This window comes from Duganella sp. BJB1802 (assembly GCF_013369445.1).
Lineage (GTDB): Bacteria > Pseudomonadota > Gammaproteobacteria > Burkholderiales > Burkholderiaceae_D > Rugamonas > Rugamonas vulcania_A.
In genome coordinates this window covers 265,774-281,207 of sequence record NZ_JABWEF010000007.1, presented here as the reverse complement: position 1 = coordinate 281,207, position 15,434 = coordinate 265,774, and the positions used below count along the sequence as shown (strand labels likewise).

Annotated in this window: 13 protein-coding genes; 9 read left to right on the top strand and 4 right to left on the bottom strand. The window is 68.2% G+C overall.

The window, feature by feature from the left end; all coding sequences use genetic code 11:
* Positions 1 to 1,098: a hypothetical protein gene (locus tag HUX88_RS13830; RefSeq protein WP_176362134.1), complete on the top strand. Its 1,098-nt coding sequence runs from the start codon at positions 1 to 3 to the stop codon at positions 1,096 to 1,098.
* Between the two features lie 28 nt (positions 1,099 to 1,126).
* Complete coding sequence (locus HUX88_RS32370; RefSeq protein WP_229219334.1) at positions 1,127 to 4,123, top strand: glycosyltransferase; 2,997 nt, start codon at positions 1,127 to 1,129, stop codon at positions 4,121 to 4,123.
* A gap of 4 nt (positions 4,124 to 4,127) precedes the next feature.
* Here HUX88_RS32370 and HUX88_RS13815 read toward each other — a convergent pair whose 3' ends face one another.
* The gene (locus tag HUX88_RS13815; RefSeq protein ID WP_176362133.1) at positions 4,128 to 4,691 is read right to left on the bottom strand and encodes a PEP-CTERM sorting domain-containing protein; all 564 of its coding nucleotides are present in this window, start codon (positions 4,689 to 4,691) and stop codon (positions 4,128 to 4,130) included.
* Between the two features lie 296 nt (positions 4,692 to 4,987).
* Here HUX88_RS13815 and rfbF point away from each other — a divergent pair, with 296 nt between their 5' ends.
* From rfbF to HUX88_RS13780, 7 genes are read left to right on the top strand one after another with little or no spacing between them, the layout of a single operon-like run.
* On the top strand, positions 4,988 to 5,761 hold the full coding sequence (gene rfbF / locus HUX88_RS13810) for a glucose-1-phosphate cytidylyltransferase (RefSeq protein WP_176362132.1): 774 nt from the start codon (positions 4,988 to 4,990) through the stop codon (positions 5,759 to 5,761).
* Complete coding sequence (gene rfbG, locus HUX88_RS13805) at positions 5,758 to 6,834, top strand: CDP-glucose 4,6-dehydratase (protein ID WP_176362162.1); 1,077 nt, start codon at positions 5,758 to 5,760, stop codon at positions 6,832 to 6,834. Before rfbF ends, rfbG begins: the two co-directional genes overlap by 4 nt.
* Before the next feature lie 10 nt (positions 6,835 to 6,844).
* On the top strand, positions 6,845 to 8,170 hold the full coding sequence (gene rfbH / locus HUX88_RS13800; protein WP_176362131.1) for a lipopolysaccharide biosynthesis protein RfbH: 1,326 nt from the start codon (positions 6,845 to 6,847) through the stop codon (positions 8,168 to 8,170).
* 7 nt (positions 8,171 to 8,177) lie between these two features.
* Positions 8,178 to 8,795 carry a hypothetical protein gene (locus HUX88_RS13795; protein ID WP_176362130.1) on the top strand — a complete coding sequence of 206 codons (618 nt, stop codon included), beginning with the start codon at positions 8,178 to 8,180 and terminating at the stop codon, positions 8,793 to 8,795.
* On the top strand, positions 8,792 to 9,568 hold the full coding sequence (locus HUX88_RS13790; RefSeq protein WP_217916323.1) for a hypothetical protein: 777 nt from the start codon (positions 8,792 to 8,794) through the stop codon (positions 9,566 to 9,568). The genes HUX88_RS13795 and HUX88_RS13790 overlap by 4 nt, the downstream gene beginning before the upstream one ends.
* A 5-nt stretch (positions 9,569 to 9,573) precedes the next feature.
* On the top strand, positions 9,574 to 10,140 hold the full coding sequence (gene rfbC, locus HUX88_RS13785) for a dTDP-4-dehydrorhamnose 3,5-epimerase (RefSeq protein WP_176362128.1): 567 nt from the start codon (positions 9,574 to 9,576) through the stop codon (positions 10,138 to 10,140).
* Entirely contained in the window at positions 10,137 to 11,042 is a 906-nt protein-coding gene (locus HUX88_RS13780; RefSeq protein ID WP_176362127.1) for an NAD(P)-dependent oxidoreductase, read from the top strand. The genes rfbC and HUX88_RS13780 overlap by 4 nt, the downstream gene beginning before the upstream one ends.
* Here the strand turns inward: HUX88_RS13780 and HUX88_RS13775 are convergent, their stop codons facing one another.
* From HUX88_RS13775 to HUX88_RS13765, 3 genes are read right to left on the bottom strand one after another with little or no spacing between them, the layout of a single operon-like run.
* Positions 11,043 to 11,828 (bottom strand): glycosyltransferase family A protein, encoded by a 786-nt coding sequence (locus HUX88_RS13775; protein WP_176362126.1) that lies wholly within the window; start codon positions 11,826 to 11,828, stop codon positions 11,043 to 11,045.
* A gap of 21 nt (positions 11,829 to 11,849) precedes the next feature.
* Positions 11,850 to 13,217, bottom strand: coding sequence for an HlyD family type I secretion periplasmic adaptor subunit (locus HUX88_RS13770; protein WP_117015362.1), 1,368 nt, complete (start codon positions 13,215 to 13,217; stop codon positions 11,850 to 11,852).
* Positions 13,190 to 15,340 (bottom strand): peptidase domain-containing ABC transporter, encoded by a 2,151-nt coding sequence (locus HUX88_RS13765; RefSeq protein WP_176362125.1) that lies wholly within the window; start codon positions 15,338 to 15,340, stop codon positions 13,190 to 13,192. Before HUX88_RS13765 ends, HUX88_RS13770 begins: the two co-directional genes overlap by 28 nt.
* Positions 15,341 to 15,434: the final 94 nt, after the last annotated feature.

The following is a 15,434-nucleotide window of genomic DNA, read 5'->3' as shown; positions in this document are numbered from 1 at the left end:
ATGCGAGTCCTCATCATCGGCGGCTCCAACTCGCTGCTCAAGGACGGCTACGTCACCCACCTGGCGCACTCGCTGCAGGGTTACACCGAGGCCGACATCGTGCAGATCTCGGTGGGCGCCACCACCTCGCTGTCGGCCATCGGCCGGCTGTACGAGACCTACGACGGCAGGCCGGTGGACGTGGTGCTGTACGAGTACTCGATCAACGACACCGGCCACTTCGCGCCGCGCCCCGGCGGCGCCGAGTCGTGGCTGTTCTGCTTCCACCTGCTGCTCAAGGCCGCCGCCCAGCTGTACCCGGCGGCCCACTTCGTGCCGCTGGTGCTGGCGCAGCAGCAGCACTTCTCGTCGGCCGCGCCGCACCCGATCTACGACGCCCAGCTGCGCGCCTTCGAGCAGCTGGCCCTGCCGGTGATCGACGTGCGCGCCGCGCTGTCGTCGCTGTTCCTGGGCCGCGCGCCGGCCTGGCTGTACCGCGACCCGGCCCACTACGACACGCCGCACGCCACCTCCATCGTCGGCGCCATCGTCGCCCAGCGGCTGCTGACGCTGGCGGCGCAGCACGCCGAGCCGCTGTCGGTCACGGCCGCGCGCTTGCAGGCGGTGTCGCCGTTCGCCAAGTTGCAGGCGATGTACCTGCCCGGCCTGAACCTGCAACAGTTCACCACCGGGCCGGTGCAGCCCGGCCACACCGGCAACCGCCTGATGCAGCTGGACTACCTGCGCATGCTGCCCGGCAGCCGGCTGGAGCTGAACAGCGAGATGTTCCCGCTGGCGCTGTTCCTCAAATCCGATCCGCACCACGACGCGCTGCAACTGGAGCTGAGCAGCGACGACGGCCTGGCCTTCAACGCCCGCGTGGCCACCCGCCACGCCGACACCGAGACGCTGCCCTTCGTCTACTCCAGCATACCGCTGCCGCTGCTGTGGAGCCACAGCCTGCTGCGTCCGTACGGCGCCAGCCGGCTGGCGGTGTCGGTGCCGGAGCAGGCCGGCGGCGCGCAGACCGGCTTCGACTGCTACGCCCCCGGCCTGCCGGACGCGCCCGAGCGCTACCTCGACCTGGTCGGCGTGCTGATGCTGGCCGAGCAGCACTAACGCCACACTACCCGACCGGAGCCCGCCCATGTCCCAGCAACTGCAGCAGGCGATGGCGGCCGGTAACCTGGCCGAGGCGGGCACGCTGGCGCTGGCCCTGGCGCGGCTGGGCGAGCTGGCCATCATCGACCTGATCGGCCTGACCGGCCTGCTGACCGCGCAGGGCCGGACCGAGCAAACCATCTCGCTGTACCAACTGTGGCTGGAGCATTGCGACTCGCCGCTGGAATACGTGGCCTGGTACAACCTGGCCGTGGTGCAGCTGCAGGCGGGCGACGAGGCCGGCGCCGAGCGCGGCTACCGGCAATCGCTGCGGCTGCGTCCCGGCTTCACCGAAAGCCAGCTGGGACTGGGCGCGCTGCTGGAGCGCCAACGCCAGCCGGAAGCGGCGCTGGCGCAGTGGCGCGCCGCGCTGGACGATCTCGACACGGCGGCGGCCGCGTCGCCGGTGCTGCAGATCCGCTTGTACAACAACATCGGCCGGCTGGCCGAGGCGCAGGGCGATCTGCCGCAGGCCGAGCAGGCGCTGCTGCACAGCCTGCAACTGGACCCGCGCCAACCGCTGATCGCGCCGCAGTGGCTGAACCTGCGCCGGAAGCTGTGCGCGTGGCCGGTGGTCGGCTTCGTGCCCGGCCTGAGCGAAAGCGCGCTGCGCCATGCCACCTCGGCGCTGGCGATGCTGGACCTGAGCGACGATCCGGCGCGCCAGCTGGCGGCCGCACAGCGCGAGGTGCGCGCCACGCTGCCGCCGCCCCCCGCGCCGCTGGCCGACGGCGACGGCTACGGCCACCGCAAGCTGCGCGTCGGCTACCTGTCTTGCGGCTTCGGCGCGCAACCGGTGGGGCGGATGGTGGCCGAGGTGTTCGAGCTGCACGATCGAGGATTGGTCGAAGTCTACGGCTTCTGCTGGAGCCCCGAGGACGGCTCGGCCCTGCGCCAACGCCTGCTGCGCGGCATGGACTTGCACGTGCCGATCGCCACGCTGAGCGACGCCGAGGCGGCGCAGGCGATCCGCTCGCACGAGATCGACATCCTGGTCGACCTGCACGGCCGGCTGCCGGGCGCGCGGCCGGGGATTTTGCAGCATCGCGCCGCGCCGGTGCAGATCGCCTGGCTGGGCCAGCCCGGCACCAGCGCCATGGCCGCCATCGACTACGTGCTGGCCGACGCCGTCACGCTGCCGCCGGCGCTGGCGCCGCACTACACCGAACAGCCACTGTACCTGCCGCACTGCTTCCAGCCGCAGGATCGCCGGCGGCCACTGGCGCCGCTGCCGTCCCGGCCCGCCATGCCGTCGCGGCACGGTCCGCTGTCCTGCTCTGCGTCGGCTGCCCCGTCCGCGCCGTCGTCCCGGCCCACAGCGCCCTCCTGGTCTGCGTCGCCCTTCCCGCCCGCGACGCGCAAGGCCGCGCTGACTGCGCCCGCGCCGTCCGCCCGCGCCGCTCTAGGCCTGCCGGAGCCCGGCTTCGTCTACTGCTGCTTCAGCGCACCCGAGCACATCACGCCGGAGCGCTTCGCCACTTGGATGCGCATCCTGCATCAAGTGCCGGACAGCGTGCTATGGCTGCAATCCGCCAGTGAAGCGGTGCGCGACAACCTGCGCGTGGCGGCCATGCAGCGCGGCGTCCCCAGCGAACGCCTGTGCTTTGCCGAGCCGGCCTCACCGGACCAGCAAGCCGCGCGCTGGCTGGCCGCCGACCTGTTCCTCGACACCGCGCCGCACGCGTCGGCCGACATCGCCGGCGAGGTGCTGTGGGCCGGCCTGCCGCTGCTGACCAGCACGGGCCGGGGCAGCGCCAGCCGCACCAGCGCCAGCCTGCTGCTCGCGGCCGGGCTGCCGGAACTGGTCACGGCCAGCGAGCAAAAATACGAGGCGCGCGCGGTGCGCCTGGCCGAGCGTCCCAAGGAACTGGCGCGGCTGCGCAACCGCCTGCGCAAGCACCGCGACAGCGCGCCGCTGTTCGACACCCCGCAACTGGTGGCCGACCTGGAGCAGCTGTACCTGCGCGTCGCCAAAGGTGTCAGCCCCGCCCTCGCGAACGCAGCACGCGCCGCAGCCGCTGCAACGCGCCCCGGCCCGCCGGGCACGGCCCACGACGGCGCAGCGTCCGGCGTTCGCGGCGCAGGGCTGGTCAGCATCCTGATCCCGGCCGACGATCCGCTATCGCTGGAAACCACGCTGCTCAGCGCACTGGCCCAAACCTACGCCCACTGCGAAATCATCGTCGGCGACAGCAGCCCCGGCGGCGCCTGCCTGCCGCTGCTCAAACCGCACCTGAAAGCCCACCGCCGCCTGCGCTACGCACCCGCGCCCGGCCTGACGCCGCTGGACAACCTGAACCACTGCCTGGCCCTGGCGCTGGGCGCCTACATCGCGGTGGCGCCGGCCGGCGACACGCTGGCGCCGGACAAGATCGCCGTCATGCTGCCCTATTTCCTCGATCATCCACAAGTGAGCCTGGTGGCCTGCTGGCGCCAGCCGCGCGCGCCGGACGGCCAGGCGCTGCCGGCGGCGCCGCTGTTCGCCGATGAAATCGCCGTCGGCGGCGGCTCGCTGGCCGAGCTGCTGCTGAGCGGCGACAGCGGCGCGGCGGCCGCCGTGTGCGCGCCGGGCGCGCTGCTGTACAAGCGCGCCGGCATCGGGCCGGCGTTCGGCCACTATCATGATCGTCCCTACCTGGACCGCGCCGAGATCGCCACCGCGCTGACCGCGCTGGCCGGCGGCGACTATGTCTACCTGCCGCGACCGCTGTCGAGCTACCGCGCCGCGCCGGCCGCGGCGGCCACGCCGCTGGCCCGGCTGGAGGCCGGCATCGAGGCGCTGGAGCTGCTGTTCCAGGCGCGCACGCACGGCCATCGCTTCGAACCGCCGGAACGCTTCCGGCAACTGCTGTCGGCCCGACTGGCCGAATTGAATACCCTCGTCGTCACCCACTACGTCCAGCTGGCGGCCGACGCCGCCCATCGGGTCGACGCGCTACAGCGCACGATGCGCGTCGGCTACCAGCTGCTGCTGACCGCCTGAGGCGCTAGGCGCGCTTGCGGCGGGCCATCAGGCCGACGACGGCCAGACCGCCCAGCAACATGCCATAGGTCTCCGGCTCCGGCACGGCGGTGACCGAGCCCCGCGTGTCGAGGCCGAGCGCGATCGAGCCCTGGCCGGAGGGCACATTGTTTTTCACCACCAGCGCCAGCGAATTGAATTCGCCGCCGACCGCGCCGAAGTTCAGGCTCAGATGGTTGATCCCGGTGCCGCTGCCCTGGGTGACGTTCCAGTCGCCGACATCCTGGCCGTTGACCAGCACATCCCACTGCACGCTGGCGCCGCTGCTCAGGACGTTCCTGGTGACGTTCAGGTCCAGCTCAAGGTTGGTCGTGCCGAACACGCCGCTGCCCACATAGCTTTGCGAGACGGCGTCGCCACGGGTCATCGACCAGAAATAGCCGATCTCGGTCGGCGACACCGAGCCGATCGACGCAACCACCGTCGAACTCGATGTCGGGAAACTGAAGCTGTACGTGCTGGCCTGCGCCGAGGCGGCCAACGCTGCACTGATCAAAACAACTGACCGCAGGAAATTCTTAGCTTTCATTTTGTAGTTCCTTTTGGGTGAATGATTCAGTATGAAAATTGCACGTCGAAAGTGAATATTACCCCGCCGCCACGCATATTTTGTTGTAATTTTGTACTTTATATTTCCCATTGTTTTTATCATTCGAGAACCGGCGGCGCCCCTTGAAATGGCTATCGACAGCCGGCCGCGCAATAACTGTGGTAAATCGCCATCGCCCGGTCTGTGGCACCAAACAGCCCCTGCTTTTCGTTTAAAATAGCCCGGGCGCAATAGACAATATGGTCTGCGTCAACTCATAACAATCCGGGGATAGCATGAAAGCAGTCATACTGGCTGGTGGACTGGGCACACGGCTCAGCGAAGAGACCACGGTCAAGCCGAAACCGATGGTGGAAATCGGCGGCAAGCCTATCCTATGGCACATCCTGAAGAGCTATTCCAGCCACGGCATCAACGACTTCGTCATCTGCTGCGGCTACCGCGGCTACGTGATCAAGGAATTCTTCGCCAACTACTTCCTGCACACGTCGGACGTCACCTTCGACCTGCAGCAGAACAGCATGGAAGTGCACGAGCGCCACGCCGAACCGTGGCGCGTCACGCTGATCGACACCGGCGCCGACACCCTGACCGGCGGCCGCCTCAAGCGCGTGCGCAAGCACCTCGAAAACGAGGAGGCGTTCTGCTTCACCTACGGCGACGGCGTGGCCGACATCGACATCACCGCCTCGATCGCCTTCCACAAGCAGCACGGCAAGCTGGCCACCATGACGGCGGTGCAGCCGCCCGGCCGCTTCGGCGCGGTCGAGATCGACGGCCAGCGCATCGTCAGCTTCATGGAAAAACCGCAGGGCGACGGCGCCTGGATCAACGGCGGCTACTTCGTGCTCTCGCCCAAGGTGATCGACTACGTCAGCGACGACGCCACCATCTGGGAAAAAGAGCCGATGGAAAACCTGGCCAAGGACGGCCAGATGGACGCCTACCGCCACCACGGCTTCTGGCAGCCGATGGACACGCTGCGCGACAAGATCCACCTGGAGGACCTGTGGGAAAGCGGCAAGGCGCCGTGGAAGCGATGGCCATGACGCCCGGTTTCTGGCGCGGCAAGCGTGTCTTCCTGACCGGGCACACCGGTTTCAAGGGCAGCTGGCTGAGCCTGTGGTTGCAGCAACTGGGCGCGCACGTCACCGGCTACGCGCTCGAAGCGCCAAGCCAGCCCAGCCTGTTCGAGACGGCCCGGGTGGCCGACGGCATGACCTCCATCATCGGCGACATCCGCGACGGCGCCGCCCTGCGCGAGGCCATGCTGAAGGCGCGCCCGGAAATCGTCATCCACATGGCGGCGCAGGCGCTGGTGCGCCATTCCTACGCCCATCCGGTGGAGACCTACGCCACCAACGTCATGGGCCTGGTGCATTTCTTCGAGGCGGTGCGCAACACGCCCGGCATCAAGGCGGTGGTCAACGTCACCAGCGACAAGTGCTACGAGAACAAGGAATGGGCCTGGGGCTACCGCGAGAACGAAGCCTTCGGCGGCTACGACCCGTACAGCAACAGCAAGGCCTGCGCCGAGCTGGTGACGGCCGGCTACCGCTCGTCCTTCTTCAATCCCGAACAATACGCCGAGCACGGCGTGGCGCTGGCCTCGGGCCGCGCCGGCAACGTGATAGGCGGCGGCGACTGGGCCGAGGACCGCCTGATCCCGGACATGGTGCGCGCCATCGGCGCCGGCAAGCCGGTGCGGATCCGCAGCCCGCACGCGATCCGCCCGTGGCAGCACGTGCTGGAGCCGCTGTCGGGCTACCTGACGCTGGCCGAACACCTGTACCAGCAAGGCGCGGCGTTCGCCGAGGGCTTCAACTTCGGCCCGCACGACATCGACGCCCGCCCGGTCGAGTGGATCATCTCGCGCCTGTGCGAGAGCTGGGGCCAGGGCGCCTCGTGGGAACTGGACAGCGCGCCGCAGCCGCACGAGGCGCACTACCTCAAGCTGGACTGCTCCAAGGCCCGCGCCCGCCTGCGCTGGCAGCCGCGCTGGCACCTGGGCCACACCATCGACATGATCGTGGCCTGGCACCAGGCGCACGCCCGGGGCGAGGACATGCGCGCGCTGACGCTGGCGCAGATCGACACCTATCAAAACACCGCACATATCTAAGGCAGCAATCATGAGTGAAGCAAAAACCAAAGAACAACTCCGCGCGCAAATCAACCAGCTGGTGGCCGAATACGGCGCGCTGGCCAGCGTGCCCAAGGCCTTCGAACCCGGCGTGACGGTGATACCGCCGGCCGGCAAGGTGGTGGGCGCGCCGGAGATGGAACTGATGGTCGAGGCCTCGCTGGACGCCTGGCTGACCACCGGCCGCTTCAACGACCAGTTCGAGGCCAAGCTGGCCAAGCTGATCGGCGTGGACTTCCTGATCACCGTGAACTCCGGCTCGTCGGCCAACCTGGTCGCGTTCAACACGCTGACCTCGCCCAAGCTGGGCGCCCGCGCGATCCAGCAGGGCGACGAGGTGATCGGCGTGGCGGCCGGCTTCCCGACCACCGTCAACCCCATCATCCAGTTCGGCGCGGTGCCGGTGTTCGTGGACGTGGAGCTGGGCACCTACAACATCGACGTCACCCAGCTGGAGGCGGCGATCTCGCCCAAGACCAAGGCCATCATGCTGGCCCACACGCTGGGCAACCCGTACAACCTGGACGTCATCACGGCGATCTGCAAAAAGCACAACCTGTGGCTGATCGAGGACTGCTGCGACGCCCTCGGCTCCACCTACCACGGCAAGATGGTCGGCACCTTCGGCGACATCGGCACCATGTCGTTCTACCCGGCGCACCACATCACGATGGGCGAAGGCGGCGCGGTGTTCACCAACAATCCCGAGCTGAAGATGATCGCCGAATCGTTCCGCGACTGGGGCCGCGACTGCTACTGCGCGCCGGGCAAGGACAACACCTGCGGCAAGCGCTTCTGCCAGTGCTTCGGCACGCTGCCGGAAGGCTACGACCACAAGTACACCTACAGCCACCTGGGCTACAACCTGAAGATCACCGACATGCAGGCCGCCTGCGGCCTGGCGCAGATCGACCGCGCGCCCGGCTTCATCCAGGCCCGCAAGGACAACTTCGCCTACCTGACCGAGCGCCTGCAATCGTGCGCCGAGTTCCTGATCCTGCCGCAGGCCACCGAGCATTCCGACCCGTCGTGGTTCGGCTTCCCGATGACGCTCAAGCCCGAGGCCAACGTCTCGCGGGTCGACCTGCTGACCTACCTGGACCAGCACAAGATCGGCACCCGCCTGCTGTTCGCCGGCAACCTGACGCGCCAGCCCTACATGATCGGCCGCAACTACCGCGTCTCGGGCGAGCTGACCAACACCGACCGCATCATGCACGACACCTTCTGGATCGGCGTGTTCCCCGGCCTGACGCGCGAGATGCTGGACTTCGCGGTCGAGAAGCTGGAAGCCTTCTTCGGCGTCAACTTCTGAGGCGGCCATGAGTCTAGCGGAGGCCGCAACGGCCCACGTCGCGCCGCTGGCCAACCTGTTGCCGCCGAACGCCCGCCTGCTGGTGCAGGCCGGCGCCGGCGACGGCGAACTGGCGCGCCACTACCACGCCCTCTATCCGGCCTCGTGCCTGCTGGTGGTCGACCCCGAGGCGGCCGGCGCCCAGCGCGCGCGCGCCTACGCCGAGCGGGTCTACCAGGCCGACCTCGACACCGCCGGCCAGGGCTTGTACCAGCAGCTCACCTGGGCCGACGCCTGGATCTTCGACGCCACGCTGGAACAGTTCGCGCAGCCGGCGCGGGTGCTGGCGCAGCTGCGCCGGGCGATCCAGTACGACGCCTGCGTGGTGGCCCGCGTCGCCAACGGCGCCCACTGGCAAGCGCCGGAGCGGCCCCCGCGCCACCAGCTGGAGATCGACGCCATGGTGGCGCTGTTCGAGGACAACGGCTTCCGGGTGGTCAACGGCATCATGCTCAATCCGGGCCCGCTGCCGGCCGACGTCGAAACCGCGCTGCGCCTGCAAGCGCTGCGCAGCGGCGTCGCGCCCGAGCCGCTGATGGAGGCGGCGCAGCCGTCCCACTACCTGATCAAAGCCATGCCGGCATGAGCACCATGAACGACACCCTGCGCTACTATTGCATCGCCCACGCGCCGTTCGGCTGGGAGATGCCGGACTTTATGACCATGGTCGGTTCCGGCGACTACGTGCCGGAGCGCGGCCTGGCCATGAGCGAGCTGCTGACGCCGGAAAAGGCGCTGGCCAACCGCTACCTGGGCGAATACCTGGCGCTGTTTGAAATCCGCCGCCGCCTGATCGCCGAGAAGGCCACCGGCTTCGTCGGCTTTTGCCACTACCGCCGGTTCGCGCTGACCGAGCCGATCGGCGTGCTGACCGGCTTCAACTACCACGCCCACCCGGACATGCTGGCGCGGGTCAAGCCCGAGCATTTCTACGGCGACGGCCAGACGCCGATCGTGCCGATCTCGGTCACCTTCGGCGGCAACGTGCTGCAGCAATACGAGGCCAACGGCGTGGCGCGCGACATGCTGATGTTCTTCGGCGACGCCATCGATTGCGGCGTGATCACCAACCTGGAGGCGGTCAACTTCCTCAGCAACCCGTCCTTCATCACCGCGCCCACCGTGGCGTACATCCCGGTGCAGTGGTTCGTCGAGATCGTGCACGACCTGGAGCTGGTGATGTCGCGCTACTACCGCCACCACTACGCGCAACGGCCCGGCTACGCGGACCGCAGCATGGCTTACTGCTGCGAGCGCCTGCAAGCCTTCCTGCTGTCCAAACGCATCGCCGAATGGGGCGCCGACAAGGTGATCTCGCGCGCGCTGGTGCTGCTGAACGCCGCCTACCCCAACACCTGAACGCCATGAACATCGTCCCCACCGTCATCCCCGGCTGCTTCCACATCATCCCCGACGTCCGCCACGACGAGCGCGGCAGCTTCGTCAAGGTGTTCCACGAAGAGATCTTCCGCCAGCACGGCCTGGCCACCGATTTCGCCGAAGAGTATTACTCGGCCTCGCACCGCGGCGTGGTGCGCGGCCTGCACTTCCAGACCCCGCCGCACGAGCACGCCAAGCTGGTGTACTGCGTGCAGGGCGCGGTGCTGGACGCGGCGGTCGACCTGCGGCGCGGCTCGCCCACCTACGGCCGGCACATCACGCTGGAGCTGAGCGCGGAGAACGGCCACATGCTGTACCTGCCGGCCGGCCTGGCGCACGGCTTCTGCTCGCTCGGCGAGCCGTCGCTGATGGTGTACAAGGTCACCACCACCTACGCGCCCGACAACGACAGCGGCCTGCTGTGGAACTCGGCCGGCATCCCGTGGCCGGTGCAGGACCCGGTCATGTCGGCGCGCGACCGCCAGTTCGCCACGCTGGCCGAGTTCGACTCGCCGTTCGTGTACGACGGCGCCGCCGGAGCGCAGGCATGAGCGCGGCCGCGCGCCGCGCGCTGGTCACCGGCGCCTCCGGCTTTGTCGGCGCCGCGCTGACGCGCCGCCTGCTGGCCGACGGCTGGGAAGTCCACCTGCTGCTGCGCGAGGGCTCGTCCACCGCCGGCCTGCCGCCGGAGGGCGGACAGCTGCGCCTGCACCGGCACGATGGCGGCATCAACCAGCTGATCGAGATCATGCGCGCCGCCGCGCCGGAAGCCGTGTTCCACCTGGCCTCGCTGTTCCTGGCGACGCACAAGCCGGAGGACGTCGAACGCCTGATCACCTCCAACCTGCTGTTTTCCACCCAGCTGGTGGAAGCGATGGCGGCCTGCGGCGTGCAGCGCCTGGTCAACACCGGGACCTCGTGGGAGCACTACAGCGGCGCCGGCTACAACCCGGTCTGCCTGTACGCGGCCACCAAGCAAGCCTTCGGCGCGCTGCTGCGCTACTACGTCGAGGTGCACGGCCTGCGCGTGGTCACGCTCAAGCTGTTCGACACCTACGGCGCCGGCGACACCCGGCCCAAGGTGCTGAACCTGCTCAAGCGGGTGGCGCTGGAGGGCAGCTCGCTGGAGATGTCGCCCGGCGAGCAACTGGTGGACCTGGTGTATATCGACGACGTCATCGACGCCTACCTGCTGGCCTACCAGCAGCTGGCCGACGGCACGCAGCTCAACGCGCTGGAGGAATACGGCGTCTCAAGCGGCCATCCGCTGCCGCTGCGCGACATCGCCGCGCTGTACGCGCAGGTCAGCGGCAAGCCGCTGGACATCGTCTGGGGCGGCCGCCCCTACCGCGCGCGCGAGGTGATGGTGCCATGGCAGCACTACCGCAGCGTGCCCGGCTGGCGGCCCAGGGTGGACCTGCCGCAGGGCCTGGCCCTGTTCCATGCCAGCTAGTCAGAAGTAGGCCAGCTCCAGCACCACGCCGGCGCTGCCCATCAGCGCCTGGCGCGCCAGCCGCGTGGCCATGTTGGGCGCCGGATGCTTGCGGTACAGCTGCAGCATCACGTCGACGATCTGGTCGTCGCGCGAATTCCCCCGCCGCATGTTCTCCGGCGCCGTCGCGGCGCTCTTGTGGATCACCACGCCGTCCAGCGGGTGGTGCACCAGCCGCCGCCCTTGCAGCGCGGCCAGCAGGAAATCCCAGTCCTCGTAGATGATCAGGTCGGTCTCGTTGCGCACGCCCTCCAGCACGTCGCGGCGGTAGGCCACGCAGCTGTTCGGGATGCGGTTGCGCACGTAGACGCTGTCCTGCGTGACGTCGGCGATCGACACCGTCTGCCCGCCCGGCAGCAGGGCCGGCGGGAACACCGTGCGGTCCTCGTTCTGGATCTGGAAGTCGTGGAACAGCAGCTCCGGCTTGTCCCGCAGCAGGCGCGCCTTCAGCCTGGCCAGGTGGTCGGGCCGGTAGGTGTCGTCGTCGTCGAGGAACAGGATGTATTCGCCGTCGGCGATCGCCAGCCCGAGGTTGCGGCTGGCGGCCGGCCCCGGCTTGCCGCTGCAGCGCAGCACGTAGTCGAAGCGGCCGGCCAGCTGGTTCAGCTGGTTGTACGGCGGCAGGTAGCCGGCCGTGTCGGACACGATCACCACCTTGAAGTCCTGGCAGGTCTGGGCGATCAGCGATTCAAGCGTGCGCGTCAGCAGCAGCGGCCGGTCGTGGGTCGGGATGATGATGGAGAACACGGGCAGCCTCCGCTTCTGATTTTAGGGTTCGCGTATCGATTCGTCCATCGCCCGCGTCAGCGGGTACAGCAGGTAGGACATCACCGTGCGGTGGCCCACCACCACCTCGGCCGACACCGTCATGCCCGGCAGCAGCTGGGCGCCCTCGGGCAGCTTGCGCAGCTTGCCGGTGTAGGGAATGCGGCTCAGGTAGTAGGCGTCCAGGCCGCCGCCGTTCTTGTCGGTGGTCTCGCGCTTGAAGGCGTCCTGGCTGATGGTCCGCACCTTGCCCTCCAACATGCCGTGCTGCTGGAACGAAAAGGCGTCGACCTTGATGTGGACCGGCGCGCCCTGCTTGATGTAACCGATGTCGAGCGAGTCGATCTGCACCTCGGCCTCCAGCTGCGCGCCCAGCGGCACCAGCGTGAACAGCGGCTCGGCCTCGCGCACGATGGAGCCCACCGACAGCTTGCCGATCTCCAGCACCACGCCGTCGGCCGGCGCCACCATGTTGATCGCCTTGTGGCGCTTGTCGGCCTTGGCCAGCTGCTCGTTGATGCCGTCGCGGTCGCGCGTGGCGCTGAGCAGGTCCTCCATGGTCTTCTGGCGCCAGCTCTTGTCGAACGCGGAGCGCTCGGCCTGGGCCGAGGCCAGCTCGCTGGCCATCTCGATCGCCTTGTTGCGCTGCAGGTCCATGTCGCGCTCGACCTCGAGGCGGCGGTCGCGCGCCTCCAGCAGGTGCATCTTGGCGCCGAACTGCTCGGCCATCAGCTGCTCCTGCATCGCCTCCACCTCGCGCAGCGACTTGACGCGCTGGGCCAGGATCACCTGGTCGTGCTTGTTGGTTTCCAGGCCGGCCTTCAGGCGCGCGATGTTCTGGTCCATCTTGTTCTTCTGCGCCTCGAAGTTGGCCTTGCGCTCGGTCGACAGCTGCGCCTGCAGCAGGCTGTCGGCGGAGGAGCCGCTGCCGGTGACGGCGCCCGGCTGACCCGCCAGCTCGGCGCGCAGGCCGGCGGCCTGGGTGTTGAGGCTGTCCAGGCGCACGCGCAGCTGCTGCTCGTCGGCGGCGGTGAAGGTCGGGTCCAGCCGCGCCAGCACCTGGCCTTTTTTCACCACCTGGCCGACCCGCACCTCGATGCTCTGGATGATGGAGGTGTCGAGCGGCTGCACCACGATGTTGGGCAGCGGATTGACCAGGCGGCCGTGCGCCACCACGATCTTCTCCACCGGCGAGACGCTGGCCCAGACGATGAAGAACACGAAGGCGGCCAGCATCACGTGCAGCGTGAGGCGCACGAACTTGGGCAGCGGGCCGCGCTCGATGGCGTCGGCGTCCGGCAGAAACGCGATTTCGGTTTCGTCCTTGCGGCGGCGCTTGAGGCTTAGAGGTGACTTGTTTGCTGGTTCCATAAGTGCTGGTAAGTGTCGCTACGGGTGAGCAGTTCTTCGTGGCGGCCGGCGTCCATCAGCCGGCCCTGTTGCATGACCATGATCTTGTCGGCGTTGACCAGCGTCGACAGGCGGTGCGAGATCATCACCACCGTGCGGCCCACCGCGATGCGCGACAGGTTGCTGATGAAGATGGCCTCCGATTCCGGATCCAGCGCCGAGGCGGCCTCGTCCAGGATCAGGATGCGCGGCTTGGCCACCAGCGTGCGGGCGATCGACAGCCGCTGCTTCTGGCCGCCGGACAGGTTGGAGGCGTTCTCCTCCAGCACGGTGTCGTAGCCCATCGGCAGGCGCTCGATGAACTCGTCGGCGCCGGCGGCGGCGGCCGCCTCCACCAGTTCCTCGAAGGTGGCGTCCGGCTTGGTGACGGACAGGTTCTCGCGCACGGTGCCGCGGAACAGGAAGTTCTCCTGCAACACCACGCCGATCTGGCGCCGCAGGTGCGACAGCTCGATCTCGCGGGCGTCGATGCCGTCGAAGCGGACGATGCCCTCCTGCACCGGATACAGGCCCTGGATCAGCTTGGTCAGGGTGGTCTTGCCGGAGCCGGAGCGGCCGACGATGCCGACCACCGTGCCCGGCTCGATGGTGAAGCGGGCCTTGTCCAGCGCCATCGCCTGCGCGCCCGGATAGCGGAAGGTGACGTCGTCGAAGCGGATCTCGCCCTGCAGAATCGGACGCAGGCCGTTGGCGCCGGCGCGGCCCTCGGGCGCGCGGTTCATCACCTCGCCCAGCATGCGTACCGACAGCGCGGTCTCCTGGTATTCGTTGACCAGGCCGACGATGGAGATCAGCGGCTGCGTGACGCGGCCCGACAGCATCTGGAAGGCGATCAGCGCGCCCACCGACAGCGTGCTGTCGAACACGTCGGCGGCGCCCACCACGATCAGCGTGACCGGCAGCAGCTTGCCGAGGAAGTCGGTGACGGCGTTGCCGGCGATCGAGATCTGGCCGACGCGGAAGTGCATGGTGATGGCTTCGGCCGAGCGCTGGTCCCAGATGCGGCGCTGCGACGGCTCGATCGCCAATGCCTTGACGGTGCGCATGCCGTGGATGGTCTCGACCAGCATGCCCTGGCGCTGGCCCTCGGCCGAGTACAGCGCGTTGAGGCGGCGCTGGAAGGTCGGCACCATGGCCATCACCACGCCGGCGATCATGGCGGCGAACAGCAGCACGATCATGGCCAGCTTGAACGAGTAGCTGAACAAAATCGGCACGAACACCAGCAGCGCGATCAGGTCCAGCGCGGTGAAGAACAGGCGGCCGGTGAGGAAGCTGCGGATCTTTTCCAGCTGCTGCATGTGGCGCGTGACCACGCCGGCGCTGGTGGTCTCGAAGAAGTCGATCGGCAGCGACAGCAGGTGGCTGAACACGCGGCGCGTCAGGCGCATGTCGATCTTGTTGGAGGCGGCCAGGGTCAGCGTCTGGCGCAGGAAGCCGAAGGTGGCGTCGAACACCAGCGCGGCGATGATGCCCACCGCCAGCACCTGCAGCGTGGTCACGCTCTGGTGCGTGAGCACCTTGTCGATCACCAGCTGGAAGAAGATCGGCGAGGCCAGCGCCAGCAGCTGCATGGCGATGGCGGCGATGAAGATGTCGCGGAACGCGGCCTTTTGTTTCAGGATCTCGGGGATGAACCAGCGCAGGCCGAACGGCTGGTTGGGGTCGTTCAACTTGTGCTGGCGTTTGATGAACAGCACGTCGCCGTGCCAGCGCTGCTCGAAGTCGGCGCGGCCGACCATCACCACGGCGGCGTTGGCGTTGACGGGATTGAGCACGGCCACCTGGTCTTCGGCACCGTTCTCGCCGGGCTTGACGCCGACCGCGATCACCATGTTGCCGTCGACCAGGCGCGCCATCAGCGGGAACACGCCGCCCTGCGCCATCAGGCGCGACCAGGTCAGCTTGTCGGCCTTGGCCTTGAGGCCGATGTCCGAGGCGATCCGCAGCAGCGCGCCGGTGCCCGGCTCTTCCGCGCGCAGCGCATAGTCGTCGATCAGGCGTTCAGGATTGATTTGCAGACCGTGATGCTGCGCGATCGCTGTCAGACACTGGATCGCGGTGTGGGGAAATTTATCGTGCATAGGCCTGATGAATGGGTAAGAGCTGGGAAAAGCTTGCATTAGCGCACTATCGTGCCAGCCTTCGGATTCTAACCCAGCGCAGTGTTTCCGGGAG